General features: G+C 59.7%; 24 protein-coding genes. 11 read left to right on the plus strand and 13 right to left on the minus strand.

All coding sequences use genetic code 11. The features are described from left to right. Window positions 1-64 precede the first annotated feature (64 nt). The 3 genes from ACMG4N_RS02550 to ACMG4N_RS02560 form a co-directional block, all read right to left on the minus strand. Entirely contained in the window at window positions 65-544 is a 480-nt protein-coding gene (locus ACMG4N_RS02550) for a hypothetical protein (RefSeq protein ID WP_414432841.1), read from the minus strand. An 88-nt stretch (window positions 545-632) separates the two neighbouring features. Beyond that, window positions 633-1,211, minus strand: a complete 579-nt coding sequence (locus ACMG4N_RS02555; protein WP_297767548.1) for a DUF4334 domain-containing protein — start codon at window positions 1,209-1,211, stop codon at window positions 633-635. Window positions 1,212-1,465: 254 nt separating this feature from the next. Continuing rightward, on the minus strand, window positions 1,466-1,849 hold the full coding sequence (locus tag ACMG4N_RS02560) for a MerR family transcriptional regulator (protein WP_297767551.1): 384 nt from the start codon (window positions 1,847-1,849) through the stop codon (window positions 1,466-1,468). Window positions 1,850-1,928: 79 nt separating this feature from the next. Between ACMG4N_RS02560 and ACMG4N_RS02565 the strand changes: the two genes are divergently transcribed. The 7 genes from ACMG4N_RS02565 to ACMG4N_RS02595 all read left to right on the plus strand — a co-directional run bounded on the left by ACMG4N_RS02565 (window position 1,929) and on the right by ACMG4N_RS02595 (window position 8,346). Then, window positions 1,929-2,993, plus strand: a complete 1,065-nt coding sequence (locus ACMG4N_RS02565; RefSeq protein ID WP_414432842.1) for an SDR family oxidoreductase — start codon at window positions 1,929-1,931, stop codon at window positions 2,991-2,993. Between the two features lie 96 nt (window positions 2,994-3,089). Beyond that, complete coding sequence (coaD, locus tag ACMG4N_RS02570) at window positions 3,090-3,584, plus strand: pantetheine-phosphate adenylyltransferase (RefSeq protein WP_297767557.1); 495 nt, start codon at window positions 3,090-3,092, stop codon at window positions 3,582-3,584. A 259-nt stretch (window positions 3,585-3,843) separates the two neighbouring features. Next, window positions 3,844-5,517 (plus strand): gamma-glutamyltransferase, encoded by a 1,674-nt coding sequence (gene ggt / locus ACMG4N_RS02575; RefSeq protein ID WP_414432843.1) that lies wholly within the window; start codon window positions 3,844-3,846, stop codon window positions 5,515-5,517. 40 nt (window positions 5,518-5,557) lie between these two features. Further along, a complete protein-coding gene (locus tag ACMG4N_RS02580; protein ID WP_414432844.1) occupies window positions 5,558-6,343 on the plus strand; it encodes a DNA polymerase beta superfamily protein in 786 nt (261 codons plus the stop codon). Further along, complete coding sequence (locus tag ACMG4N_RS02585) at window positions 6,340-6,537, plus strand: hypothetical protein (protein WP_303759499.1); 198 nt, start codon at window positions 6,340-6,342, stop codon at window positions 6,535-6,537. Before ACMG4N_RS02580 ends, ACMG4N_RS02585 begins: the two co-directional genes overlap by 4 nt. 138 nt (window positions 6,538-6,675) lie before the next feature. Then, the gene (locus ACMG4N_RS02590; RefSeq protein ID WP_414432845.1) at window positions 6,676-7,710 is read left to right on the plus strand and encodes an NAD(P)H-dependent flavin oxidoreductase; all 1,035 of its coding nucleotides are present in this window, start codon (window positions 6,676-6,678) and stop codon (window positions 7,708-7,710) included. Between the two features lie 216 nt (window positions 7,711-7,926). Further along, window positions 7,927-8,346 carry an SRPBCC family protein gene (locus ACMG4N_RS02595; protein ID WP_052042504.1) on the plus strand — a complete coding sequence of 140 codons (420 nt, stop codon included), beginning with the start codon at window positions 7,927-7,929 and terminating at the stop codon, window positions 8,344-8,346. A gap of 140 nt (window positions 8,347-8,486) precedes the next feature. On the opposite strand, the gene ACMG4N_RS02600 is transcribed toward ACMG4N_RS02595, so the two are convergent. Continuing rightward, window positions 8,487-10,607, minus strand: coding sequence for a TonB-dependent siderophore receptor (locus ACMG4N_RS02600; RefSeq protein ID WP_414432846.1), 2,121 nt, complete (start codon window positions 10,605-10,607; stop codon window positions 8,487-8,489). A 123-nt stretch (window positions 10,608-10,730) separates the two neighbouring features. Next, window positions 10,731-12,503, minus strand: a complete 1,773-nt coding sequence (locus ACMG4N_RS02605; protein ID WP_414432847.1) for a monovalent cation:proton antiporter-2 (CPA2) family protein — start codon at window positions 12,501-12,503, stop codon at window positions 10,731-10,733. Window positions 12,504-12,656: 153 nt separating this feature from the next. On the opposite strand from ACMG4N_RS02605, the gene ACMG4N_RS02610 reads away from it, so the two are divergent. Continuing rightward, on the plus strand, window positions 12,657-13,259 hold the full coding sequence (locus ACMG4N_RS02610; RefSeq protein ID WP_035245749.1) for an HPP family protein: 603 nt from the start codon (window positions 12,657-12,659) through the stop codon (window positions 13,257-13,259). A gap of 73 nt (window positions 13,260-13,332) precedes the next feature. After that, window positions 13,333-14,589 (plus strand): PepSY-associated TM helix domain-containing protein, encoded by a 1,257-nt coding sequence (locus ACMG4N_RS02615; protein WP_414432848.1) that lies wholly within the window; start codon window positions 13,333-13,335, stop codon window positions 14,587-14,589. Window positions 14,590-14,707: 118 nt separating this feature from the next. On the opposite strand, the gene ACMG4N_RS02620 is transcribed toward ACMG4N_RS02615, so the two are convergent. The 6 genes from ACMG4N_RS02620 to serA all read right to left on the minus strand — a co-directional run bounded on the left by ACMG4N_RS02620 (window position 14,708) and on the right by serA (window position 20,267). Further along, window positions 14,708-15,115 (minus strand): DCC1-like thiol-disulfide oxidoreductase family protein, encoded by a 408-nt coding sequence (locus ACMG4N_RS02620; protein WP_414432849.1) that lies wholly within the window; start codon window positions 15,113-15,115, stop codon window positions 14,708-14,710. A 49-nt stretch (window positions 15,116-15,164) separates the two neighbouring features. Continuing rightward, on the minus strand, window positions 15,165-16,460 hold the full coding sequence (locus tag ACMG4N_RS02625; protein WP_414432850.1) for a CsgG/HfaB family protein: 1,296 nt from the start codon (window positions 16,458-16,460) through the stop codon (window positions 15,165-15,167). Between the two features lie 61 nt (window positions 16,461-16,521). Then, window positions 16,522-17,115 carry a penicillin-binding protein activator LpoB gene (gene lpoB / locus ACMG4N_RS02630; protein WP_035245737.1) on the minus strand — a complete coding sequence of 198 codons (594 nt, stop codon included), beginning with the start codon at window positions 17,113-17,115 and terminating at the stop codon, window positions 16,522-16,524. Window positions 17,116-17,153: 38 nt separating this feature from the next. After that, on the minus strand, window positions 17,154-17,552 hold the full coding sequence (locus ACMG4N_RS02635; protein WP_035245734.1) for a YcfL family protein: 399 nt from the start codon (window positions 17,550-17,552) through the stop codon (window positions 17,154-17,156). After that, complete coding sequence (locus ACMG4N_RS02640) at window positions 17,549-18,889, minus strand: COG3014 family protein (protein WP_414432851.1); 1,341 nt, start codon at window positions 18,887-18,889, stop codon at window positions 17,549-17,551. Before ACMG4N_RS02640 ends, ACMG4N_RS02635 begins: the two co-directional genes overlap by 4 nt. Window positions 18,890-19,037: 148 nt before the next feature. After that, complete coding sequence (gene serA / locus ACMG4N_RS02645; protein ID WP_414432852.1) at window positions 19,038-20,267, minus strand: phosphoglycerate dehydrogenase; 1,230 nt, start codon at window positions 20,265-20,267, stop codon at window positions 19,038-19,040. 143 nt (window positions 20,268-20,410) lie between these two features. Between serA and ACMG4N_RS02650 the strand changes: the two genes are divergently transcribed. Both ACMG4N_RS02650 and ACMG4N_RS02655 read left to right on the plus strand, forming a co-directional pair. Beyond that, window positions 20,411-21,805, plus strand: coding sequence for an FAD-binding oxidoreductase (locus ACMG4N_RS02650; RefSeq protein ID WP_035245726.1), 1,395 nt, complete (start codon window positions 20,411-20,413; stop codon window positions 21,803-21,805). Continuing rightward, window positions 21,798-22,496 carry a fumarylacetoacetate hydrolase family protein gene (locus tag ACMG4N_RS02655; RefSeq protein WP_414432853.1) on the plus strand — a complete coding sequence of 233 codons (699 nt, stop codon included), beginning with the start codon at window positions 21,798-21,800 and terminating at the stop codon, window positions 22,494-22,496. The genes ACMG4N_RS02650 and ACMG4N_RS02655 overlap by 8 nt, the downstream gene beginning before the upstream one ends. A 151-nt stretch (window positions 22,497-22,647) precedes the next feature. Here ACMG4N_RS02655 and ACMG4N_RS02660 read toward each other — a convergent pair whose 3' ends face one another. Beyond that, a complete protein-coding gene (locus ACMG4N_RS02660; RefSeq protein ID WP_414432854.1) occupies window positions 22,648-23,745 on the minus strand; it encodes a histone deacetylase in 1,098 nt (365 codons plus the stop codon). A 126-nt stretch (window positions 23,746-23,871) separates the two neighbouring features. Further along, entirely contained in the window at window positions 23,872-24,336 is a 465-nt protein-coding gene (locus tag ACMG4N_RS02665) for a bacteriohemerythrin (RefSeq protein ID WP_035245722.1), read from the minus strand. Window positions 24,337-24,411: the final 75 nt, after the last annotated feature.

Below are 24,411 nucleotides of genomic sequence, written 5' to 3' on the forward strand. Positions count from 1 at the left end.
AGCCTAAGCGAACTGCACCAATTCAGCGTTTGGATGGTGCAGTTCGCCTTGGGCTCAGTGCACCCTACGCATCTTGAAGCGCCTGGCCCAGACACCGGCTAACGTCCGGCGACAGCGTATCGATCATGGCATCCGCCCAGAAGAATCCCTGCACCGATACCCCACACAAGAACACTACCAGCAGGAAAAAGATCAGCGGCTTGATACGCGCCCGGTGGCCGTACGCATAGCGGGTGGGGCGAAACACTTTTTCGCCGGGCAGGGGCGACTGGCCCAGTCGTAACACACGAACACTGTGCCGCCCCTCAATGGCCAGCACCACCAATGCCAACCCAAGCGGCAAGCCGATAAAGAGGCTATAGATCACCCACTCCAGGCCATTAAGAGACCCATAGTTGTGACAGTGGGCCGTTTCCACGTAGCGCTCGAACCAGGGGAAAAAGAAAAACTCGGTCAGTAGGAAAAGCGGCACAGCCCAGGCGGCATGAAACAAAAGCAGGCGGATACGTTCAGCCTTGCTGTATTGCGGTGCCCACTCGGCCATGATGACTCCCCCGAATCGATCTTCATTGTGGAAGACTCCGCTCCCACAGGCATTACGAATTATTCAGGGGATATTCTGGCAGAAAGACTCAGCGATCGTCGCGACGCAGCACAAAGAAAAACGGCTGCTTCATGCCTTTCAGATCCATGATGCCGAGCACGGTGTTGTCATCCACCTTGCGGAACACATCATTGATGGGCAGGTTGTCGTAGGACATGGTGGCCGAGGTTTTTCCCCGGTAGTTAACCATCCGCAGGCGGGCGGCGGACTGGCGCCCGGACAGCAGTGGCAGCATCCACTGGAACAACTTGCCGACCCGTTCTGACTTCAGGAACGGCAACCGGTCGAGCAGGCCCAGCCCCGGCATCACCAGCAACGGTTTCACCGTAGTGAGCTCGCCGGACGCCTTGCGAAACACCAGCGGGTGCACATGCTCAGCGCTGTCAAAACGCTTGCCATGCCAGTGACAACGCTCCAGCACCCCATCCAGCGGATGACCGGTTTCGAAGCCTTCGCCTTTCCAGGCACCGATCATGAAATCCGTCTCAATCGGCTCCAGCGCATCATAAATGGCCAGCGCATCTTCACAGGAGACCTTCCCGACCTGCTGTGCTGTCGCAAAACTGATTTCTTTCACGCCGTTCTGTTCTGCCTGTGACGCACCCATGATCTACTCCCTGAAGCCGCACGAAGAATGGACCCATACGCTAAGCAGAGCCCGGCGAAATCGCCAGCGTTTGTACGCCATTGTCAGGCAAGGGTGTTCGCCAAAAACACCATTCATTGACCAAAACGTTCTTTTGATAAAAAACGGAGAGCAGAAAGAGAAAAATCACGCGACATTGTTTACTGCACACCCCGCAGCATCCACATCTTCAGCCTGCTTTTCCTCAGTGAACTCTGTGCCCTCTGTGGTAAAAATCATCCCTTGCAACGTCCTTCTTCGCGCAATGCCGCCGCGCTCTCTTCCAGCCGTTGCTGCTCCCGGCCCAGCAGGGCACTGACCTGTTTCAGCTCGCGAATCTTGTCGTCCACCGCCGCCTTCTTTTCCGCCATCAGCACTGCGCCCTGTTCGCAATCAATGCTGTCGCTCCGCAAGGCATCGAGCACCTCTCGAATCTCACGCAGGGAAAACCCCAGCGCCTTGAGCTGGCGCACCATATCCACCCGCTCCACCGCCTTTTCCGGGTAGTCCCGATAATTGTTACCGCGCCGCTCCACTTCCTGAAGCAGGCCGGCCTTTTCGTAATAGCGCAGGGTGTGACGGTTTACCCCGGTACGCTGTTCCAGTTCTGCAATCTGCATGGCCGCCTCAATTCACTGTTGACCTTAGAGCATACTCTACCCTTTAGGGTGGTGGCATACCTCATCACGGAGACCTGCCATGACCCTGCTCATCACCGGCGCCACCGGCTTTATCGGCCGCCATGTCTGCGCTCAGTTAACCCAACACCACGATATCCTGGCGGTATTGCGCCAGCCTGACAGCCAGCTTCCCGTCCTGCGCCAACAGGTCAATGCCCTGGGCGGGCAGGGCGAGCGCCTGCAGGCGGTGCAAGGAGACCTGGATTTACCCGGCCTGGGCCTGCCGGAGGATCTCGCTGCCCCTCAGGCCATCATTCATCTGGGCGCACGCTTCGCCTGGCAACTGGATCGCGAGACCGCCCAGCGCACCAATGTGGCCGGCAGCCTGGCGGTGGCCGAGCTGGCCCGCCGCCATGGCAGCCGCCTGGTGTTTATCAGTGGCTTCATGCTGGAGAACCGGGAGCATCTGCAACGACTGGGTATCACCAGCGACGCCCCGGATCAGGTGGACTGGCAGCACGTCTACCGCCGGGCCGGCGGTTATGAAGCCAGCAAACTGGAAGCGGCAATCCGGGTACGGGCGCTGGCGGCAACCGATGCGCTGGATCTGGTCGAAGTGCAACCCGCTACCGTCGCCGGCCACAGCCATAGCGGCGCCCTGGATAGTACCCAGCCGCTATTTGCGCTGCTCGACAACCTGGCTCGGGGGCGAATGGCCATGGTCCCGGGCAGCCCGGATCACTGGCTACCGCTGGTGGCCGTGGATCATCTGGCGGCACTGATTGCCGTGGCCGCCACCGCTGACAGCGCCCCACCGCGGCTACTGGCCCTGGACCCGACCACGCCCAATCTGCAGGGCCTGCTGGCCATCGCCGCCAAGATACTGGGCCGGCGGGCACCGCAGCGACACTTGCCGATACCGGTACTGGCGGCATTACTGCGTCTGCCGGGGATGCCAAGGCTGATGAACACCTGGCCGGAGGCGTTGCACTTTATCCAGCCCACCCGTTTTGACACCACCGACACCGACCGTTTTCTGGACCAGCAGGGCCTGGCACGCCCTGCCATGGAGGCGGTTATTGCCCATAGCGCCCGCTGGTACCAGCAATACCGTCGCAATCCAGCGGCCCCACAACCGGCCTGACCCTGCATCTTTGCTGGCGCTTGGGGTATGCTTGCGGGCATTGTGGGTACCCGGTCCGGCGCCGGGTACGGTATTCAGCGACAAAGCGAGCCAAGCATGACCAACCGCGTAATCTACCCAGGCACCTTCGATCCGATCACCAACGGCCATCTGGATCTGGTCGAGCGGGCCGCCAAGATGTTTGATGAAGTGGTCGTCGGCATTGCCGCCAGTGAAAAGAAAGGGCCCCTGTTCACCCTGGAAGAACGGGTCGAGCTGACCAATCAGGTGCTGGCCCATCTGCCCAATGTCCGGGTCACCGGCTTCTCCAAACTGCTGGCCCACTTCTGCAAGGAAGAGGAAGGCAACATCCTGCTGCGGGGCCTGCGGGCGGTGAGTGATTTCGAATACGAATTCCAGCTCGCCAATATGAACCGGCAACTGGCACCGGAGCTGGAGACCGTGTTCCTGACCCCGGCGGAGCACCTGTCCTTTATCTCCAGCTCCCTGATCCGCGAAATCGCCCTGCTGGACGGGAATGTGAGCAACTTCGTGCCGCCGCTGGTCGCGAAAGCGCTGGAGCAGAAACGCCAGGAACGGAAGAAAGGTTAAAGGCAGCCGACAACGCCAGTCAGCCCCTGCGTGACAGCCAGGCCAAGCCCGCGAACCGGAACCAGTCGCGGGTAGCGACTTTTCAGAAGCGGTAGCCTTGGATCGCGTTGTCAGGATAGCCACTCAATAACAATAACGCTGACAGCCCCTGTAGGAGCGCCGCTTGAGGCGCGAAGCGTACCCGGGAAACCTTCCGCGAACAGATTCGCGCCTCAAGCGGCGCTCCTACAGAAAATATCCGCATCCACGGAGGAACCCCATGCGCATTTTGCTCTCCTTGCTACTGCTGATCACCGTCAGCGCCCAGGCCGCCGGGCCGGGCAAGAACGCGGTAGCGAGTGCTCACCCACTGGCCACCGAAGCCGGCATGGAGATCCTCGAGAAAGGCGGCAATGCCTACGATGCGGCCATCGCCGTGGCGGCGGCTCTAGCCGTGGTGGAACCTTACTCGGCGGGCATGGGCGGCGGCGGTTTCTGGTTGCTGCACCGGGAAAGTGACGGTCTGCAGACCTTCGTGGATGCCCGGGAAACCGCCCCGGACGCCGCCATCCCCACCATGTACCAGGATCGCGATGGCAAGGTAGTGCGTGACTGGGCACTGAACGGCCCCAGCGCCGCCGGCATCCCCGGCCAGGCTGCCGCCTTTGTGCACCTGGCGGACAACTACGGCAAGCTGCCCCTGAAGACCTCCCTGGCCCCTGCAGTCCGGCTGGCCAAAGACGGCTTCGAGGTGGAAGCGCATTACCGCAAACTGGCCGGTTACCGGGAGGATGTGCTCAACCGCTTCCCCGAAGCCGCCGCCATCTTCCTGCACAACGGCAAGGTGCCCCCCGCGGGCCATGTGATCAAGCAACCGGATCTGGCGCGGGTACTGACCCTGCTGGCCGAGAAGGGCAAGGCCGGCTTCTATCAGGGCGAGGTGGCCCAACAACTGGTGGAGGGCGTGGAGCAGGCCGGGGGTATCTGGACCCTGGACGACCTGGCCAACTACGACGTGATTGAGCGCTCACCTACCGTGAGCACCTTCAAAAATGCCCGTATCGTGTCTGCACCACCGCCCTCCGCCGGCGGCATCGTGATGGGCCAGGCCCTCAATATCCTCAGTCAGTTCGATGGCGAACCGGATACCCACCTGATCGTGGAAGCCATGCGCCGGGCCTACCAGGATCGGGCCCGCTACCTGGGCGATCCGGACTTTGTGGATATCCCTGTGGATAAGCTGTTGAGCAGCGATTATGCCGAGCAACGCGCCAGCACCATCAACCCGGACGAGGCCACTCCCAGCCACACCCTGGGCGAACCGCTAACCGTGGAAGAGGGCTTCCACACCACCCACCTGTCGGTACTGGACAAGGCCGGTAACCGGGTCGCCGCTACCCTGAGCATCAACCTGCCCTTCGGCAGCGGCTTCGTGGCCCCGGGCACCGGTGTGTTGCTTAACAACGAAATGGACGACTTCTCCGCCAAACCCGGCGTCCCCAACGCCTATGGTCTGGTGGGTAGCGAGGCCAACGCCATTGCCCCCGGCAAGCGCCCTCTGTCGTCCATGACACCTACCTTCGTGGAATTCGACGACCGCGTGGCCATCCTCGGCACCCCCGGCGGCAGCCGTATCATCACCATGGTCATGCTCGGCGTGCTGGAAGCGGCCAACAACCAGCCGGTGGACGCCTGGGTTAACCGGGTGCGCTTCCACCACCAGTACCTGCCCGATGAAGTGCAGGCGGAGCCGGAGTTTGTCGGCAGCGAAGCGGCCAAGGAATTGATGCTGCGCGGCCACCATGTGGTCTCCACCGGCCGCGACTATGGCAACATGCAGGCGATCCTGTGGCGCAAGGACAGCAATGAGGTCACCGCCGCCAGCGATCCCCGCGGGATTGGCAGTGCCGAGGTGAGTGGGCAGGCTTCATTGAAGAAAACCGGGTCGGACTAAATACGCTGCTGTTTGGATAGCCAAAAGCCACAGGGTAACCATGATTCCTGAAAGCACGAGAAAAGAAGTTCTAAGAAGAATCAAGGCAGCAGAAGAAGAGCATCAAGTACGTGTTCTTTATGCCATCGAATCCGGCAGTCGCGCCTGGGGATTTGCCTCTCCCAATAGCGACTTCGATGTCAGGTTTATCTATATCAGACCTAAAGAGTGGTATCTCTCGGTAGATCTCGAAGACCGGAGAGATGTCATTGAGTACAAAATCGTCGATGAGATCGACATAAACGGATGGGACATTCGTAAAGCCCTGAAACTTTTCTGGAAATCCAATCCAGCTTTTGTTGAATGGCTTAAATCTCCAATCACCTACGTTGACGATGGTTTTTTTGCCGAGGCTTCCAGAGATATTCTCACCGAAGTTTACTCTATTGAAAACGGCATCCATCACTACAAGAGCATGGCGAAGAAAAACTACAGGGGATACCTTAAAGCCGATATCGTTCCCTTAAAAAAGTACTTCTATGTATTGAGAGCCCTGCTTTCCATTATGTGGCTGGAGCGAAAAGGAGAACCTGCCCCAATCGAGTTCGATATTCTCAGGGAGATGATCAAGGAACATCAACACCTTGATAATGAAGTGTCAAAGCTGCTGGATATAAAAGCAAAAAGCGAAGAAAAAGACATGGGACCGCAGGTGAAGGTAATCAATGAATTCATTGAGTCTGAACTTGCTCGCCTGGAAGCGACCTCTCCCCCCAAGAACCATCAGAAACGTGATATTGAAAAGATTAACCGAATTTTCAAGGAATCACTGGAAAGGCGATCGTGAAAAAAACACTGCTCTTTATCACCACGATATTTCTGACCGCCTGCAGCCAGAAGGCGGTTTATGACAATATCCAGCTCAACAATCGCATCCAGTGCGACAAGGTGCCGCTGTCGGAATACGATGCCTGTATGGAGCGGGCCAGCAAATCCTACGAAGACTATGAAAGGGAGCGCCGAGAAGTGGACGAGTCATAGCACTCCGATCGTTCGCCAGTATTTATCCCGTATTGCTCAGCAATAACACCTCGCACACTTCCACCCCTCGGACAGCGGTAGCAGCGCACCCGTTTTCCGGTTAGCGTTGTGCTTTTCGTGACGGCAACCGGAGCCCCTATGACGCCCCTCTTTGATACCGCGTTACCGCTGATCCAGGCGCCCATGGCCGGCGTCCAGGACTGGCGCCTGGCTGCGGCGGTGTGTGAGGCCGGCGGTCTTGGATCAGTGCCGGCGGGGATGCTCAATATCCAGGGGCTGGAAGAACAACTGACGCAACTGTCCGCGGCCACCGCCAAACCCTGGAATGTGAATTTTTTCTGCCACAGGCCACCCACGCCGGATCCGCTCGGCGAGCAACGCTGGGTGGAAACCCTGCAGCCGTTCTATGAAGAGTTCGCAGCGGATGCCGCCGCCATTCCCCATGGCCCTTCCCGCCAGCCCTTCGACCAGGATTGCGCCACAGTGCTGGAGCGATTTCGCCCGGCGGTGGTGAGCTTCCATTACGGCTTGCCGGAGGCCGCCTTGCTGGACCGGGTCAAGGCCACCGGTGCCAAAGTGTTGTCCAGCGCCACCACGGTGGAAGAAGCCCTCTGGCTGGCAGACAACGGCGCCGATGGGGTGATTGCCCAGGGGCTGGAAGCCGGCGGCCATCGTGGCCATTTCCTCAATGACGACCTCAGCCTGCAGCAGGGAACCGTCAGCTTGCTGCCGCAGATTCGCGATGCCATTTCCCTGCCGGTGATCGCCGCCGGCGGCATTGCCACACCGGCAGGGGTCAAGGCCGCCCGCGCGTTGGGCGCCTCAGCTGTTCAAGTAGGCACGGCCTATCTGCTGTGCCCGCAGGCCACCACCAAAGGGGTGCATCGGCAGTGGCTGCAGAGTGACCGTGCCCGTCATACGGCTCTGACCACGGTATTTTCCGGGCGCCCGGCCCGGGGAATAATCAACCGGTTGATGGCAACAGTAGGCACGATGCCGGAGACAGCCCCGGCCTTCCCGCTGGCGGGCAACGCCATTGGCCCGTTGCGAGCCGCTGCGGAAGCCCAGGGCAGCGGTGACTGCTCACCGTTGTGGGCAGGGCAGTTTGCCAGTGCTTGCCGGGATGTATCGGCAGTAGAAGTGACCCGGTGGCTGGCCGAAGGCTGGAGTTAGTTTTTACGTAGGAGCTATGCTTGCATGGCGAAGAATTCAGAACCTGTTCGCCATGCAAGCATCGCTCCTACAGAAAACCCGGCAGGGCCGCTTCTCCTATGGCCCGATTTAACCTTGCAGGTTGTGGGGCAGCGGTCAGAATCGACATCCTGTTTACCGGCCAGGCCGGTGTGAGATTTGCCCGGCCCGTTGCCGGGCCCTAGCGGAGTGCTTTTCATGCAGCGTATCGAGATTACCAAGACCTTCCCGTTTTCCGTGGACAAGCTGTTCGACTTTCTCAGTGACCACGAGAACCTGGAAGTGATTTTCGCCCCGGCCAAGATCAAGCGGGTTAAGCCCGGCATCGACAGCCCCAACGGCGTGGGCTCCACCCGCCGTATGCGCATCCTGATCGCGCCGCCGTTCGAAGAAACGGTCACCAAGGTGGTCCCCAACGAGCTGATCGAATACAAGATCAGCAAGGGCAGCCCGCTGAAGAACCACAAGGGCACCATGCGCTTTTCCGAAAACGGCAATGGCGGCAGCCAGCTTCATTACGTAATTGAGTTCGAAGGCAAACTGCCACTGCTTGGCCCGGTGGTAAAAGCCGGTCTGGGTCAGGCCATCAGCCGCGGCCTGAACAAGCTGAAGCTGTAAGGCAGCTCTCTGTAGGAGCCATGCTCGCATGGCGAACCCTCTTAGCATGGCTCCTACACGGGCTTTCAGACATAAAAAAACGCCGACACCCTTGCTTGCACAGATGTCGGCGTTAAACGGTTGCTACAGTGATTAAGTAGCTAGAACGTATAGTTCAGGCTCAGGTTTGCGTTGGTCGGTGGGCCGTAATAGCTCTGACCAAAGTAACGCAGACTGCTCAGATATTTTTCGTCGGTCACATTGTTAACCCGCAATTTGGCATTGAAGTGGTCAGTAAAGTCATACCCGGCCATCAGGTTAACCAATGCATAACTCTCCTGTTTCGTTTCGTTGCCACCGCTAGTGTTGGTCACACGGCTCTGCCAGTTAACGGTCATTCCCACTTTCAGCTTCTTCAGTCCGACCGGGCGATACGTAGTAGCCACTGTAAAGGTTTCTTCAGGAATGTAGGTTCTCAGCGCATTCCCTTTATCATCGTCCTCGATATCCAGGTAGGAATAGCCGGCAGTGATATTCCAGTCATTCAGAATCTCGCCGGACACTTCCGCTTCATAGCCGCCGCTGTCGAAGTCCTCTCCACGGAATTCCGCTTGTGGTTGGTTGCTGGGGATTTGCTCAGCCACATTTTTTTGTTCCGTTTCAAATGCTACCAAAGAGGTGTTCAGTCGACCCTGGAACCATTCGCTCTTCAGCCCATATTCAATATTCACACCCTCAACCGGATCCAGACGGTCACCATTCGGCGTCAGTTCCGTTTGCGGATTGAAGATAGTGGTATAGCTGGTATACAGAGAGTGCTGTTCAGTAAGATCCAGGATCACACCGGCATAGGGAACCAGTTCGGATGCACTGCTGGTGCGTGAAGCGCCGTAGGCTTCGCCCTCGCTTTCCACGTCCTGATAACGGGCACCAAGCACCGCTGTCAGCGGATCAGCCAGATTCAGGCGGGTGGCCAGATAACCCCCCAGGTACCGATCGACCCAGTCACTGCCTTCTTGCTCCCCGTCAAAGGCTGGCTCAGGGAAGTCCCCGGTGAATACTTGCTCCGAGTCAATCGGTGTAAAGCGCGAACCGCCGAAATCAGCAAAGAAGGACATTTCTTTCGGCCGGACTTTGCCACGGTTAAAGCCGATGACCATTTCATGCACACGGCCACCGACCTCATAGGGGCCCCGGGCAGACAGATCAACGGTTTCCTGGCGTTCATAACTCTGGAACTTGCTGGGGTAGGCAAACATGCCATCCAGATCACGGGTGGGATTACCGAAGAGATAAAGCAACTTCGAGTCACCTTCCCATTTACGGTATTGGTAGACCGCTTTCCCTTCCCAGCCATTATCAAATTGCTGGGCCAGCTCGACAAAGGCATCTTCCTTGACCGTATCCCAGAAGGCCCAATCCGCCCCGGTACTGGTAGAGGTGCTAAAGTCAGTGGGGGTGCCATCTGCGTAGAACAGCGGCAAGGAGCCCCACATATTCTGGTCCGCTTTGTCTTCCTGACGAGAATAGCCAACGGTGAACAAGGTGTTCTCGGTCAAATCCGCTTCGACAACACCATAGAGGACGCCACGCTCTTTTTCATAACGGTCCAGATAGGAATTGCCATCCCGGTACGCGGTCACCACACGAGCCCGGACATTATCAGTCAGGCTGCCAGACACATCGCCATCGGCGCGATAGGTATCCCAGGACCCTCCGGTCAAACCCACAGAGGCCTGACTATCACGGGTGGGGCGCTTGCGGACAAAGTTCACCACCGCGGAAGGCTCGCCCGCTCCGGTCATCAGACCATTGGCACCACGAATCACTTCCACGCGTTCAAACAGCGCGGTATCCAGCTCACCTCGCACGCCGGGCCGGCCCGATGGTGAACCCACACCATCATATTTGAACGTATCAATATCAAAACCGCGGGCATTGTATTCAGCCCGGTCGGTTTCATATTTCTGCACGGTAATACCGGTGGTGTTGGCCAACACATCATTAATGGTGTTTTGACCAAAATCATCCATCTCCGTACGCGTGGTGACCGACACGGACTGCGGGGTTTCCCGCAGGCTCATCGACAGCCCTGTCGCACTGGAGACGGCTCTTTTGGGAGCATAGCTCTCGGTATCATCGGACACCGTTCCCGGTGCGGAGGCACCAACAGAAATTTCACCCAGTTCATGGGCTGACGTATTCGCCTCATCAGCCAGAAGGCTGGGCGAGAGGATTAACAGCGAAGCATTGACAGCCCCGATCAGAATTCGCTTTCCCATTGAAGACCCCAGTCAGTTCAAACACATATCGGCCCCGCAGGCAGAAAGGTCGCTGCCCCCACAACACCGTGAGCCGAAACTGACGAAGGATCATAATGATTTTGATAACCGTTCTCAATAGCGTTATCGACTATTGCCGTCATCCTGGGAAAGTAGAGACTGCAGTTCCGCACGCCCACGCTGGTTGGCCTCAACCAACTTTTCACCATCGTCCTGGTGTTCCACCTGCTCACGCAGCAGGTTTTCGTCCAGGTCGCGGAAACTGCGCACCAGATCGATGGCAGTGGATTCCGGCACGCCCAGTTGCATCAACGTCAGCCGGGTACTGAGCAGGGCGGACTCGAAGGTTTCGCGGATCACCTGCTCCACCCCCAGCGCATGAAGTTTGTAGGCGTGGAACCGGTCCCGGGCCCGCGCCACGATAGTCACGTCAGGGAAATGGTGGCGTACCAGCTCCGCCGCTTTCAGCGACGCATCCACGTCGTCCACAGCCAGCACCATGACTTTGGCGTGTTCCAGGCCAGCGTTGCGCAACAGGTCCAGGCGAGTCACATCGCCGAAGTACACTTCGTTGCCGTAGCGGCGCAGCATGTCAATTTCGTCCGGGTCGGAATCCAGCGCGGTGAAGGGAATCTTGCGTGCCACCAGAATACGCGCGGTGATCTGGCCGAAACGGCCCAGCCCGGCAATCACCACCCGCGGGTGGTGGTCGGGCATATCTTCCGCTTCCAGATCCGGCCGGGAGCTGCTGGTGCGGCGCTCCGGCCACAGCAGGGTCACCAGTTTTAACAGCAGCGGGGTGGCTGCCATGGACAGGGCCACCACCAGATTGAGCTGACCCACCAGGGTGCTGTCGAGCAGATTCAGCGCCTGGGCCTGGGTAAACAGCACAAAGGCAAATTCACCACCCTGGCAGAGCAGGATGCCGAACAGGGCGGTATTGCGCCATTCCACCCCGCGTACCCGGCTGATCACCGCCAGCACCAGCGCCTTCACGCCCAGCAGTACCAGTAGATAGAGCGCAATGTCGCCAGGGTTGTCGACCAGCAAACGCAGATCCATGGTCATGCCGATGGCCAGGAAGAACAGGCCCAGCAGCAAGCTCTTGAAGGGCTGGATATCGGTTTCCAGTTGCTCCCGGTAGGGCGAGTTGGCCAGCAGCACCCCGGCCACAAAGGCCCCCAGGCCCATGGACAGGCCCAGGTGCTCCATCAGTGCTGCGGCACCCAGCACCAGCATCAACGCACTGGCGATCATCAGTTCCCGGTTGCGCAGTTTGGCCAGCCACCCCAGCCACGGATTCAGCGCGTATTTACCCGCCAGCACCATGCCCGCCAGCGCCGCCAGCCCCGCCAGCAACTGCGGGCTGTCATCCCCCGCCTGCGCTCCGGCCAGCAGGGGCAACAGCAGCAGGATCGGGATCACCGCCAGGTCCTGGAACAACAGAATGGAAAACGCCGAGCGGCCCTGGGGCGTGCCCAGCTGGTTGTTCTCCACCAGCATCTGCACCACAAAAGCCGTGGATGACAGCGCCAGGGTAAAGCCGATGGCCAGGCTAACGTTGGTCTCGAAACCCAGCAGCAGGAAGGCACCGGCCAGCAGCAGGGCACTGAGAATAACCTGGCTGGCACCCAGCCCCACCAGCCGTTGGCGTTGCGCCCACAGCTGTTGCGGCGCCAGTTCCAGCCCCACCAGAAACAGCATCAGCACCACCCCCAGCTCGGCGAAGTGCAGCACATCGGTGCCGCCGCTGACCAGCGCCAGCCCAAGAGGCCCCACTACAATCCCGGCGGCGAGATAGCCAAGAATGCTGCCCAGACCCAATCGCTGGAACAGCGGCAATAACAACAGCGTAGCCGCCAGCAGAACCAGCGCCTGAGAGAAAAAGCCTTCCACGGTGATCTCCTTTTTCTGATCCGCTCATGCTAGCGGATTTGCCCATTAGCCGTTGTTAAAAAGCGCTATCGGCCTGCCGTGCACCAAAATTGCTCAACCATTACCAAAGCCTTACCATGCGCGCTCTTTATTCGCCCCGGATTAGTGCACGAGATGAGTGAACAGAATGACCGGCTGCGCCAGCAGCTGGTCGGCGGCCTGCTGCGGCAACTGCATCTGGATGTGATGAGCCAGCGGTTCAACCCCCGCCTGGTGCTGGCGCTGTTCAATCTGGTCAACGGCGGGCTGAGTATTGCCCTGATCGCCATCGTCGCGCTGATCACCCAGCAGTCGTTTATCTTTCCGTCCCTGGGCGCCACTGCTTTTTTGTTATTCCACCTGCCCCTGGCGGAAGCGGCCTCACCGCGCAATGTACTCAGCGGCCACGTGATTGGCGCCCTCTGTGGTTGGGCCGCCCTGTGGGTATGCGGGCTGCACGATGCCCCCGCCGCCTTCCTGACCGGGGTGGAATGGCCACGGGTGGTGGCCGCCGGCCTGTCACTGGGCTTTACCAGCGCGCTGATGATCCTGTTCCGGGTCGCCCATCCGCCGGCCGGAGCCACATCACTGATTGTTTCCCTGGGCCTGATGCACGAACTGCAGCAACTGCCGGTACTGATCAGCGCCGTGGCCCTGTTGGTCGCCCAGGCCTTCATCATCAACCGGGTAGCCGGGATTCCCTATCCTCTGTGGCGCAGTCGCAAGCAACAGGACTGAGTCACTTTCGTAATGAGAATTACTTTTATTACTGTTAGACTGCTGCGCTCAGTCTGATCGTGACAGGTGCATCATGCGCGCAATTCTGGTGGTTCTTCATCGCTGGTTCGGCCTTTTTATCGCCGGCTTTCTGATTATTGCCGGCCTCACCGGGGCATTGATTTCCTGGGACCACGAACTGGACGAGTGGCTCAACCCGCACCTGTTTGAAAGCCAGAGCCAGGGGGAACCCCTGCCCATGCTGGAACTGGTGCGTCGGGTGGAAGAAGCCGACCCCCGGGTGCGCGCCAGCTTCTTCAGCCTGGGCGCCGAACCCGGCCACAACGCTGAGATCTGGGTAGATGCCAAGGTGAACCCGGAGACCGGGCGCCGTTATGAACTGGATTACGACCACGCCTTCGTGGACCCGGTGACCGGCGATATCGTCGGCAAGCGCCAGTGGGGCAAGATTTCCCTGCACCCGGAACACCTGATGTCCTTCCTCTACAAGCTGCACTTCACCCTGCATCTGCCGGAGTGGAACGGCATCAACCGCTGGGGTATCTGGCTGATGGGCGCCGCCGCCATGGTCTGGCTGTTCGATACCTTTATCGCCATGGCGCTGACCCTGCCGCGCAAGCGTCGTACGCACAAAGCGGGCGGCAAGAGCTGGCTGCAACGCTGGAAGCCTGCCTGGATGATTCGTCGCGGCGCCGGTGCCTACAAACTGAATTTTGACCTGCATACGGCAGTAGGGCTGTGGGTGTTCGGCCTGCTACTGATTCTGGCCTTTACCTCTTTCTCCCTGAACCTGTACCGGGAGGTCTTCTACCCGGTCATGTCCATGGTGTCCGAGACCACACCCGGGCCTTTCGAAACCCGCACCCCCACCGCCCTGCATGACCCGGTGGAGCCCCGGGTCAGCTGGCCGGCCCTGTTTGACAAGGCCCGCACCGAAGCGGACAACCGCAATTGGCAAGAGCCCATCGGCGACACCTTCTACAGCGACAATTTCGCCGTCTTCGGGGTGCGCTTCTACTATCCGGGTGAAGACCACGACAGCGGCGGCATGAAAGTGAAAAGCCTCTACTACGACGGCAAGAACGGCAAACTGATCGGCGATGAAGTCCCCTGGCAGGGCACCGCCGCCGACGTCTTCAACCAGCTGCAGTTCCCGCTTCACTCCGGGCGCATCGCCGGTATGCCGGGGCGCATCATCGTGTCGATCATGGGTATTGCCGTGGCCATGCTGTCCATCACCGGCGTGGTGATCTGGTGGAAGAAGCGCAAGGCGCGGGTGGCCAGCAAAAAGCGTAAACAGGAAATGGCGACTGCCGTAAATGCTGGCTAGCATTTAGGCGCCCTGCCAGATAGCGATTAACCCGGTCAAAGACGGTTCGCCATGCAAGCATAGCTCCAACAGTGGTAAAAACCGGAGCCATGATCATAGAGCGAGCCTAACACCCCAATCAGAAGCGATCGCGGCCGGGCTGGTTGAGGTTGTTGATTCGCGTTTTGCCCAGCAGTTTCAGCAGCAGGTTGCGAAAGAAACGCAGTAGCGGATAGAGCACTGTCGACACGCGCCGGGAACGGAACATCCAGTAGTTGAAGCGGTTAAACACGCCAGAGCGGCTGCCGATCAGGGCCAGGGCATGGATGGCATCGGCGCCGTAATAGAGCTGGTCGCCCATCTTCAGCACCATGCCCTGATCGATATCCATGCCGGCACCGGTAATCTCGCGCATCACCTCACTGTCTTCCCGGGCATCCACGATGCGCAGCTCGCCCACGCTTTCGCGAATCCGCACCACCTGGCAGTAGGCATGGCAGGCCGGGCATTCCTTGTCGTAGACCAGCAAGATGTCGGGGCGGGACACGTTATCTCCGGCTGAGCCAATAAAAAGCCCCCGGGAAGGGGGCTTGTCGTTACCACTGAATCGGCGCTTCCGACGAGCCCGGGCTGGGCGGTTGCCCGGCAGGTTGAGCCGTCGAGGCGCTGGACTGGTGCGAGGTTCGCACCCGGTCTCCCGCCTGTAGAGCACTACTGGCCGGGCCTTCCAGACGGGCCACGCCATAATCCGGGCGCACGTCGGTAACCGTCAGGGTGGCCAGGGCGTTGCCCTCCAGCTTGATGGTCAGGCCGGTGTCCGGGTCTTTCATTTCCCCGGCGGGGCGGTAGACCTGCATGCTGGCATCCTGCTCCAGCCGGCCCTGGCCCTGACTGAGGAAGACCGTGTCACCCTGCACCTTGATGATCTGCACCGGGTAGAGCACGTCGGTGGCGGCACCGGCCATGGCACGGGCAATGGCCGGGTAAAGCTCATCCGCCAGCCGTTCCGGGTGGTTGCGGTCGTCGATATTGAGCTGACGGGCCACTTCACGGATGGAGGCTTCCGACTTGTTCCAGTCGAACAGATCTGCCCACAGAATTTCACTGGTGGTGGTGTCGATCAGCCGATAACGAACGCGAATACGCGGTTCGTAGCCGGAGAATTTGGCACCGTAGAATTCCCGCTGGCTGTCGCCGATGCTGAAGTCCTCGATGGTGCCTACCAGCAGTAGATCAGCACCCTTGCGCTGTCCCAGACGGACCAGCTCTTCCGGCGCCACACTGCCTTCCTGCACCACCGCCTGCTCCTGATCAATGGCATCCAGGTTGGCCCGGTCCAGCACCCGGAAGCGACCGGACTGGGTAAAGGCGGTAACCAGATCATCGCGCAACTGACGCTGCACCTGGCTGGCCGGCACCTGCAGATCGCCCAGATCATAGCGGGGCTGGCGGCTGTCGAAGGTGGTAATGGCAATACCGGGCAGGTGCGAGCGGTCCGCACCCAGGGTCTTGGGACGAAGCACCTCCGCCTGCACGTTGGCCTGCCACAGGCCGTCTTCCACCTGCTTCACCGACTGCACCTGGTAACTCTTGATATTGCCCAGGGTAGGCAGCTGCGGCTCCGGCACCGAGGTCTCGGTACCGATCCAGGTGCTGACATCACCCTGCTGGCGAACCACCCACTGCAGCACATTGGTGCGGAAGTTCGGGTCCACCGCCACGCTGACCCCGCCAGCCTGTCGCACCGCCGCCACCAGGGCATTGGTCATGGCCTGTTCCGGGTTGTCGCCGTAACCCCGGGCCGACACGGAAATGGTTTCCGTGGCTGCCTGGGCCAGTGACGCACACAGCAACAGGATGAAAAACAACGGAGCGAACAGGTGCTTGGTCATAACGGCCTCCATGTCTGGTTAGCATGCACGCCACCGGGAACACCGGTGGCGTGCAGCGTCCTTACAACCCGAACAGGCTCTTGCTGCGAGTCTTGCGGATTTCTTTTTCGTTGGTCCACTCGATGATGCCGGTCTGGATATTGAGCAGCTTGAGGGTGAACTTGTAGTACACGTCCTTGGTGCTGCCATCGCGTTTGACGATGGAGGAAAAGTTACCGTACATCATCATTTCGGCGCCGATCTGGCGGCCCATGGCGGCGGCAGTGGACGGATCCACCAGGCCGGAATCGCTCTGGTAGTCCAGCTGCTGACGCACACGATCGACCACGGACATGTCCACAAAACGGAACTTGCCGGAGTTGATCAGCTTGGACTGAATAGTGTCGGTAATGGACTCGGTGTCCACATGCTCGGTGGTCTTGTTCTTGATGCGATCCACGAATACCACCGGACGACGGTTCTGGGTCATCTGCACGATGGGCGGAAACACCATCATGTCATCCACCATCTTGGCGGCGATCATCTGCAGGTCGGTGGAGCCGAAATCCGTGTTGACGGTTTCGCGGGCCTGGGCATCACCATAATCCACCTTGGAGGCACAGCCGGACAGGGCCAGGGCGCTGCCCAGCAGCAGCATGGAAAGTACGCGTAGCATTATGATTTTCTCCTTGTTCCCTTTAGAAAGGCGCACCGTTATTCGCGCACCCAGATTTCAAAGCGTACCGCGGACGGGTTGGGGGCAACGGCCTGGACGCTGTTCTGGCTACGACCCGCCATCACCACCTGCCGCCAGGGCTGGCCTTCCGGCGCCTGCTCGAAACCATCCTTATCGAACCATTTGAACTTGTATTGGAAATCCAGTTCAAATTTCCAGTCATTTTCCAGGGTGGCCTGTATGTAGAGCAGGTCGCCCACGGTCTTTTGCTTCAGATCCTGCACGGAAATACGGCTGGCCAGCAGGCTGTTGCTGGAATAGACCTTGGTGATGGTCTGGCCGTCTTCATCCACTTCCATGCGACCCATATTGGTGGCCGAACAGGCCGCCAGCATCGCGGCCAGCAGCAGCGCCAGCATCGGGCGTAACAGTGTCATAAGGGTCCCTCCTGAACGGGTAACACGCGGGTAATCAGCTGGCCGGGAACGGCCGCCACATGAATCACGGTGAGGCCACGGTTTACCACCGGTACCGTCAACGTAGCATTGCCCCCGGGGGTGCTCAATACAAGGGTATGTTCCCCCTGGGGCAGTGAAAATCGTGTTGCCTGGGCGTAGGCAGGCAGGGTCAACCAGCTGCGCCGGTCCGCCTGCTCACTGACCAGGTTGTACAGCTGGGTGGCGAAGGCCCCCAGCGGGCCAAAATCGTCATTGGCCTTTTTCTGCAGGTTGTACTTGGCGGTGGCGCGCAGGGTCTGGCGAACCAGCATGCCGGGCAAACGCTCTTTCAGATCCTTGGCGGCCAGGGCCCCCACATCCGCCAGCACCACGGTTTCCCCCAGTGGCTGGCTGGCACTGTCCAGCACCCGCAGGCTGTTGGGGCGCGGCTTGCTGGTCAGGGAATAGGTGGGGAAGGCCACCGAAAAGATACCGTGGACGGTGGGAATGGGCAGGCTGAATTCTTCCCGGGCCTGCACAAAGCCCTGCTCGTAAAGCACCGCCACCATGCCCTCGTCGGCAGGACGGCCTTTCATGGCATTGGACACTCGCTCAACATCTTCCTTGAGCATGTCCAGCTCCGGGTGGATCTCCAGGGCCTTCTTGTAGTCCACCAGGGCATCGTTGTATTCGCCGTGGGCTTCCCAGAACAGGGCGGACAGGTAGAAGGTCCAGGCATTCTGGAAGCTGGCTTTGACCTCCCCGGCCACCGCATTGATGCCCTGGAAATAGCCATCGAACTGGCTCAGGTCCACGTTGTTTTCTTCTGCCGCTTCCTCGGCCTTGGCAATTTCCTTGTCGCGCTTGTCGGCGGCCACCCGCTGCTCCAGGGCCGCGCCACGCAATTCCACGGCGGTGCCAGTGGGGTCGTTAGCGTCCCAGTAATTCAGGGCCTGATAGGCATGGGTGAAGATGCGCTCGTAGTCCGGCGCCACATAACCGCGGGCATTGTCGTTGGTGACCAGGGACGTGGTGGAGGAGGCCAGGGACGATACCTGGATACGGGCGCTGGCGTCTTCCTCGTCGTATTTCTGAATGGCACCGGCAAAGGCCTCACGGCTCTGTTCACGCTGGCCGGTAAGCTGACTGACCCGACCCAGTTCCTGCAGATACAGGACGCCATCACCGCCGGAGGCAGCCTTTTCCAGCTTCTGGGTGGCCACCGGGGTCACCGGAGCGGTGGCCAGCGAGGCCTTCCATTGCTGGGCCTGATTGGGGTAGGGCACAAACAGGGAGTTTGTGGCACAGCCGGACAATGCCAGCAGCCCTGCAACCAACAGGCATCCTTTCCTGAGTCGTCTTATCATACGTTAGATACGAAAAAAGCCGGAGCAGGCAAGGTAGCCCGCCACCGGCTTTTTGTCGAGTGTTTCACAGTTCCGCAGGAGCGCCCGAACGAACGCTCCTGCGGAAACAGCGAGTCGACTAGAACAACACCCGGGTGCGGATGGTGCCGTCGATGGTGCGCAGCTTCTCCAGCGCCAGCTGGCTGTAGCCCTTGTCCACATCGATGACCACGTAACCGATCTCTTCGTTGGTCTGCAGGTACTGACCGCAGATGTTGATGCCGTTCTCGGAGAACACGGTGTTGATCTGGGTGAGCACGCCGGGCACGTTCTTGTGAATGTGCAGCAGGCGGTGCATGTCCGGGTGAGCCGGCAGGGCCACTTCCGGGAAGTTCACCGCACCCAGGGTGGCGCCGTTGTCGGAGTAGCGGATCAGCTTCTCGGACACTTCGGTACCAATGTTCACCTGGGCTTCCTGGGTAGAGCCCCCGATATGCGGGGTCAGGATCACGTTGTCGAATTCACGCAGCGGGCTGATGAACTCGTCGTCGTTACCCTTGGGCTCTTCCGGGAACACGTCGATGGCAGCACCCAGCAGGTGGCCATCACGCAGGGCACCGGCCAGGGCATCAATGTCCACCACTTTGCCGCGGGCATAGTTGATCAGGTAACCCTTGGGCTTGATGGCGCGAATCTGTTCTTCCTTGATCATCCAGCGGGTGGCGGCGGTATCCGGCACGTGCAGGCTGACCACGTCGGACTGACCCAGCAGCTCGGTGAGGCTGTTCACCTGCTCGGCATTACCCAGCGGCAACTTGGGAATCACGTCGTAGAACTTCACTTTCATGCCCATGGATTCGGCCAGCACGGACACCTGGGCGCCAATGTTGCCGTAACCCACAATCCCCAGGGTCTTGCCACGGATCTCGTAGCTGTCCTTGGCAGACTTCAGCCAGCCACCGCGATGGGCAGAGGCGTTCTTCTCGGGAATGCCACGCATCAGGTTGATGGTGTGGGCAATCACCAGCTCGGCCACCGAGCGGGTGTTGGAATAGGGGGCATTGAATACCGGGATACCACGCTTCAGGGCGGCGTTGAGATCCACCTGGTTGGTACCGATACAGAAACAACCCACACCGATCAGTTTCTCCGCCGCCTGGAACACCTCTTCGGTGAGCTGGGTGCGCGAGCGAATGCCGACGAAATGGGCATCCTTGATCTTGTCTGCCAGATCGTTGCCGGTCAGCGCGGTGGGCAGCAGCTCCACATTGCTATAGCCGTGCGCTTTCAGGTTCTCCACGGCGTTTTCGTGGATGCCCTCGAGCAGGAGAACGCGGATCTTGTCCTTCTCAAGAGAAGTATCGGCCATGATTGAAGTCTCGGTAGCCTGTGAAATGGGCGCGTATGTTAACATAGCCCGCTCAAATTGAGAGCAGCCGCGCCGTCGGATTGCTCAAGTTGCCGTGAGAACGCCTCAACATCGTGCGTTTTACCCCTGCAGGAGACCTGTTGATGACCGCCCATGCCCATGCTGCGCTGGAGCAACTGACTGATTTGCTTGGCAATCGCCTCCTTACCGACCCGGAAAGCGCCCAGCGCTACGGGGTCGACTGGACCAAGGTATGGGCCCCGGCCCCCAGCGCGGTAGCGCTGCCGGAGACCATCGACGAGGTGCAACAGATCGTGGAAATCGCCAACGACCATGGCCTGCACCTGGTGCCCTCCGGGGGCCGCACCGGCCTGTCCGCCGGGGCGGTGGCCGCCAACGGCGAGCTGGTGGTGGCCTTCGATCGCATGAACAAGATCCTGGAATTCAACGAATTCGACCGCGCTGTCACCGTGCAGCCCGGCGTCATCACCCAGCAGTTGCAGGAATTCGCCGAACAGAAGGGCCTGTTCTACCCGGTGGACTTCGCCTCTGCCGGCTCCAGCCAGATCGGCGGCAACATCGGCACCAATGCCGGTGGCATCAAGGTGATCCGCTATGGCATGACCCGCGACTGGATCACCGGCCTGAAAGTGGTCACCGGCAAGGGCGAACTGCTGGACCTGAACAAGGGCCTGATCAAGAACGCCACCGGCTACGACTTCCGTCATCTGTTCATCGGCGCCGAGGGCACCCTGGGCTTTGTGGTAGAAGCCACGGTAAAACTGGCCCGCGAACCGAAAGACCTGACCGCCCTGGTACTGGGCGCCCCCGGCTTCCGGGAAGTGATGAAGATCCTGCACGCCTTCCAGCAGGACATCGACCTGACCGCCTTCGAGTTCTTCTCCGACAAGGCCATGGCCCATGTACTCGAACACGGCGTTGCCAAACCCTTCGACACCGAGTGCCCGTTCTACTGCCTGCTGGAATTCGAACAGCTGTCAGAGGCCACCGGCGATCAGGCCATGGCCATCTTTGAAAAGTGTGTAGAAGAAGGCTGGGTACTGGACGGCGTCATGAGCCAGTCCCTGCAGCAGCTGGATCAGCTGTGGCAGCTGCGTGAGCGCATCTCCGAATCCATCGCCCCGCACACCCCTTACAAGAACGACATCTCGGTCACTGTCTCCAAGGTGCCTGACTTCGTGGAAGATATCGACACTGTGGTGCAGGAGGCCTACCCGGATTTCGAGATCGTCTGGTTCGGCCACATCGGTGACGGCAACATGCACCTGAACATCCTCAAGCCCGCCGACCTGGCCAAGGAAGACTTCTTCGCCCAGTGCAACAACGTCTCCAAGTGGGTGTTCGAGATCGTCGAGAAGTACAACGGCTCCATCTCTGCCGAACACGGCGTGGGCATGACCAAGAAACCCTACCTGGAATATTCCCGCAGCCCGGAAGAAATCGCCTGCATGAAAGCGGTGAAGCACGTCTTCGATCCCAACAACATCATGAACCCGGGGAAACTGTTCGATGTTTGATGAAGTGAACACCCCGGTGGATCAGGACGGCTACCAACATCGCTGGATCGACGGTGCTCCCATCGACATCCCGGTGGGCAAGGTGGTGTGTGTGGGCCGCAACTACGCCGACCATGCCAGGGAACTGGGCAATGACGTGCCGGACGCCCCCATCCTGTTCATGAAGCCGGCCACCGCTTTAGTGAGCCTGCATGAACCTCTCGAGCTGCCAAAAGGGCAGGGCGAGGTACACCACGAAGTGGAAATGGTGGTGCTGATCGGCAAGCGCATTCACAAAGAAGCGGACCTGGACAACGTCCGCTTCAGCATCGCCGGTTACGCTGTCGGCCTGGACCTGACCCTGCGTGAGGTACAGAACACCCTGAAGGGAAAAGGCCACCCCTGGGAACGAGCCAAAGCCTTCGACGGCGCCGCCCCGGTCTCCGGCTTCATCGATGCCCGCGGCATCTCCGTGAAGCAGAAGCTCAACGTTACCCTGGAAATCAACGACGAGGTACGCCAGCACGGTCACACCGGCCAGATGCTGTTCCCCACCTTCGAGCTGCTTAGCGAAATCAGCCAGACCTTCACCCTGGAACCCGGCGACCTGGTCTTCACCGGCACCCCCGCTGGCGTCGGTCCGCTCAACAGCGGCGACAAGTTTACCGCGCGTTTGGGCAATATCATTCAGGTGTTCGGCTCCGTCGCCTGATACGCAGCCACCGCTCCCACTGAACAAATGTCACTGTTGGAACGCAGCGAATACGGTCAACATTGATGATATTTAGCCATTGGGTATTGAAGTGGCGTCGCTGCTTGAACGCACTTTGAGGCGGGTTCTATTTGGGCATGGAAGACACCACCTATTCCTCCTCAAACGCATCCCGATGAAACCCCGCCGCTTCCAGCACCTCACGTAATCCGCACTCCATCAGTTCCGGCACGTCGCCGCCGGCCATCACCGTCAACATGGTATGCACCCCCCGGGCGAGAGAGGTCAGGTTGTAGCCGCCTTCCAGCACCAGTACCAGGCGGCCATCGCAGTGTTTGTCGGCAATGCCCTGGACGATGCTGGTGAGTACTGCGAAGCCGTCGTAGCTCAGATTGAAGGCCATGTCGTTGTGGTGGGGGTCGGTGCCGGCGGAGACCAGCACCAGGTCGGGCTCAAAGCGGTCAGCGGCGGGGATCAGAATATCGCGGAAGGCCTTTTCCATGGCGATGTCGCCAGCAGATTCCGGTAGAGGAACGTTGACCGTATAGCCTTCACCCAGGCCGGCACCCACCTCATTCAAATTACCGGACCCCGGGTAAAACGGCGCGGCGCAGTGGGTGTCGAAAAACAGCACATCCGGGTCGGCCCAGAAGATGTCCTGGGTGCCGTTACCGTGGTGCACGTCCCAGTCAACGATCAGGATACGCTGGCAACCCAGTTTCGCCTGGGCATGAGCGGCGGCCACGGCCACGTTATTGAACAGACAGAAGCCCCGCGCCCGCACCGGTTCCGCATGATGGCCGGGGGGCCGCACCAGGGCGAAGGCGCTTTTCGTTTCGCCCCTCACCACGCTCTCCACGGCAGCAATGGCATTGCCCGCCGCAGAGGTGGCTGCCGGAATGCTCTCCGGCGAGACGGCGGTGGTATCGCTGTCCAGCCAGGCGCGCTGCCCTTCCAGGGAGAAGATGTGGTCCAGATAGGTGGTGGTGTGGACACGGCCCAGTTGTTCGTAGGTGGCGCGCGGACCGGACTGGAACTGTACACCGGGGATGGGCTCCTGCTTGAGCAGGTCCATGATGGCGGAGAGCCGGCCGGGGTGTTCCGGGTAGTTCCATTTGAAATTCAGCCCACCGAGAATATTCCTTACCCGCTTTTCCACCCGGCTGGGCAGAAAGGGCAAATCCACTTGCGGATCATGGCCGAGCATTACCTCGTCATAAAACACGGTTACGCTGCGCGACGCTGCCACTCGTGACTCCCTCACTTGGTGTGTGTCCTCGGTTGATTCTCCGCGCAACCCCCCGCTTAACGCAACAACACAGCCTCAATGGCCGCTGATATCAGCACGCCAATAGCGCGCTAGGCGCCATGACGACTATGACACCCGGAAATGCTTGCGCAAATTATCATTCACCCAGCCACCCAATCGCTCACGGCCAATACTGTCGATAAAGTCCCGCACCTGTTCCGTATAGTCACGATCCTCTTCAAGAATATGGTGCAGCAGCCACTTCTCCAGCACCTGCAATAGCGGCTCTGCCACGTCGACGCCTTCTTCATGGCGACGCATCAGGGATTCGATGTGGAAGGTGAACTTTCGATGCAGGTGATGGTGGTCATCCAGGCCTTCATAACCGGCCCGCTCCATGAGTGCTTCCTCGAAGCTGAAATGGGATTCGGTGTAGTCCACCAGATCATAGAGGACCCGGGCCACGCCCATCTGGGCGTCGGGCTGGCCGGCCAGCCGGTCCAGATCATTGATGTAGTCGACGATACGACGGTGCTGCTGGTCGATCAGCAATATTCCCAGTTCGTAGTCGGGGCTCCATACGATGCGCATGATCTGTCTCCGGTTTGTGATGGATAGTTACGCTAGCAAGGGGTAGATCAGGCGATGTAGACATAGATCAATGTT

This window comes from Alcanivorax sp. IL2, assembly GCF_047495475.1.
Lineage (GTDB): Bacteria > Pseudomonadota > Gammaproteobacteria > Pseudomonadales > Alcanivoracaceae > Alcanivorax.

Excerpts from the sequence above, each read along its gene's own strand:
- ACMG4N_RS02555 (WP_297767548.1), bottom strand. The coding sequence starts at position 1,211 with ATGGGTGCGTCACAGGCAGAACAGAACGGCGTGAAAGAAATCAGTTTT.
- ACMG4N_RS02615 (WP_414432848.1), top strand. The coding sequence starts at position 13,333 with ATGCGCGCAATTCTGGTGGTTCTTCATCGCTGGTTCGGCCTTTTTATC.
- ACMG4N_RS02650 (WP_035245726.1), top strand. The coding sequence starts at position 20,411 with ATGACCGCCCATGCCCATGCTGCGCTGGAGCAACTGACTGATTTGCTT.
- ACMG4N_RS02625 (WP_414432850.1), bottom strand. The coding sequence starts at position 16,460 with ATGACCAAGCACCTGTTCGCTCCGTTGTTTTTCATCCTGTTGCTGTGT.
- ACMG4N_RS02610 (WP_035245749.1), top strand. The coding sequence starts at position 12,657 with ATGAGTGAACAGAATGACCGGCTGCGCCAGCAGCTGGTCGGCGGCCTG.
- ACMG4N_RS02550 (WP_414432841.1), bottom strand. The coding sequence starts at position 544 with ATGGCCGAGTGGGCACCGCAATACAGCAAGGCTGAACGTATCCGCCTG.
- serA (WP_414432852.1), bottom strand. The coding sequence starts at position 20,267 with ATGGCCGATACTTCTCTTGAGAAGGACAAGATCCGCGTTCTCCTGCTC.
- ACMG4N_RS02595 (WP_052042504.1), top strand. The coding sequence starts at position 7,927 with ATGCAGCGTATCGAGATTACCAAGACCTTCCCGTTTTCCGTGGACAAG.
- coaD (WP_297767557.1), top strand. The coding sequence starts at position 3,090 with ATGACCAACCGCGTAATCTACCCAGGCACCTTCGATCCGATCACCAAC.
- ACMG4N_RS02665 (WP_035245722.1), bottom strand. The coding sequence starts at position 24,336 with ATGCGCATCGTATGGAGCCCCGACTACGAACTGGGAATATTGCTGATC.
- lpoB (WP_035245737.1), bottom strand. The coding sequence starts at position 17,115 with ATGCTACGCGTACTTTCCATGCTGCTGCTGGGCAGCGCCCTGGCCCTG.
- ACMG4N_RS02600 (WP_414432846.1), bottom strand. The coding sequence starts at position 10,607 with ATGGGAAAGCGAATTCTGATCGGGGCTGTCAATGCTTCGCTGTTAATC.
- ACMG4N_RS02580 (WP_414432844.1), top strand. The coding sequence starts at position 5,558 with ATGATTCCTGAAAGCACGAGAAAAGAAGTTCTAAGAAGAATCAAGGCA.
- ACMG4N_RS02565 (WP_414432842.1), top strand. The coding sequence starts at position 1,929 with ATGACCCTGCTCATCACCGGCGCCACCGGCTTTATCGGCCGCCATGTC.
- ACMG4N_RS02590 (WP_414432845.1), top strand. The coding sequence starts at position 6,676 with ATGACGCCCCTCTTTGATACCGCGTTACCGCTGATCCAGGCGCCCATG.
- ACMG4N_RS02635 (WP_035245734.1), bottom strand. The coding sequence starts at position 17,552 with ATGACACTGTTACGCCCGATGCTGGCGCTGCTGCTGGCCGCGATGCTG.
- ACMG4N_RS02560 (WP_297767551.1), bottom strand. The coding sequence starts at position 1,849 with ATGCAGATTGCAGAACTGGAACAGCGTACCGGGGTAAACCGTCACACC.
- ACMG4N_RS02655 (WP_414432853.1), top strand. The coding sequence starts at position 21,798 with ATGTTTGATGAAGTGAACACCCCGGTGGATCAGGACGGCTACCAACAT.
- ggt (WP_414432843.1), top strand. The coding sequence starts at position 3,844 with ATGCGCATTTTGCTCTCCTTGCTACTGCTGATCACCGTCAGCGCCCAG.